Origin of the sequence: Pseudomonas shirazensis (assembly GCF_050496565.1) — a bacterium.
GTDB classification, from domain to species: Bacteria; Pseudomonadota; Gammaproteobacteria; order Pseudomonadales; family Pseudomonadaceae; genus Aquipseudomonas; species Aquipseudomonas shirazensis_A.
Genome location: NZ_JBNWAE010000058.1, coordinates 1 through 316 on the forward strand (window position 1 = coordinate 1; position 316 = coordinate 316).

At 58.9% G+C, this 316-nt stretch carries 1 protein-coding gene; it reads right to left on the reverse strand.

Annotated elements, in window-relative coordinates:
• A partial coding sequence (locus ACQZ2L_RS25105) for an immunoglobulin-like domain-containing protein (protein WP_430328322.1) occupies positions 1-316 on the reverse strand: 316 nt, incomplete at both ends.

Here is a 316-nt window from a genome sequence, read left to right on the forward strand (position 1 = left end):
GACGTTGGTGTTCGGGACCTGGAGGGTGCCCTTGCCATCAGCGCCAACAGTCACGGTGTAGTCAGTGCCACCGACGTTGACGGTCAAGGTAGCAGTGTTACCAGCCTGCGGTGGGTTGCTCAGCTGGAAGTTGAAGGTGAGGTTTGCATCGCCTTCTTTCGCAGCTTCGGCGGTGACGGCCACGGTGGTGGTGTCGATGGTGTCTTCGACAGCGACAGTAGTGGTCGCGCCAGTCAGATCGACGGCTTCAAAGTTGCCACCGTTGACCGCAGTGACGGTTGCAGTGACTTCACTGCCGTCTTTGTAGACGTCTTCG